This is a genomic window from Streptococcus oralis (genome assembly GCF_003942875.1).
Lineage (GTDB): Bacteria > Bacillota > Bacilli > Lactobacillales > Streptococcaceae > Streptococcus > Streptococcus oralis_BX.
The window spans coordinates 1-539 of record NZ_RMVK01000020.1 but is presented as its reverse complement, the minus strand read 5'-3'; the positions used below and the strand labels follow the sequence as shown (position 1 = coordinate 539).

General features: G+C 43.4%; 1 pseudogene. It reads left to right on the top strand.

Annotated elements, in window-relative coordinates:
* A pseudogene (locus D8844_RS10355) lies at window positions 1–539 on the top strand (MucBP domain-containing protein); the annotation flags it as partial.

The window sequence follows — 539 nt, the reverse complement described above, 5'->3', positions numbered from 1 at the left end:
TGAACAACCTAAGAAAGATATTCCAGGCTACCGCTTCGTAGAGACTAAGAAACTTCCAAACGGCGACACAGAAAGATATTCCAGGCTACCGCTTCGTAGAGACTAAGAAAAGGAAGGCAATGAAATTCCAGGTTATCCAAGCGAAGGTTAAGACCAGTCACAAGGATAAGGAAGGCAATGAAATTCCAGGTTATCCAAGCGAAGACGGTGAACAACCTAAGAAAGATATTCCAGGCTACCGCTTCGTAGAGACTAAGAAACTTCCAAACGGCGACACAGAACATGTTTATGAGAAGGTTAAGACTAGTCACAAGGATAAGGAAGGCAATGACATTCCAGGTTATCCAAGCGAAGACGGTGAACAACCTAAGAAAGATATTCCAGGCTACCGCTTCGTAGAGACTAAGAAACTTCCAAACGGCGACACAGAACATGTTTATGAGAAGGTTAAGACCAGTCACAAGGATAAGGAAGGCAATGAAATTCCAGGATATCCAAGCGAAGACGGTGAACAACCTAAGAAAGATATTCCAGGCTAC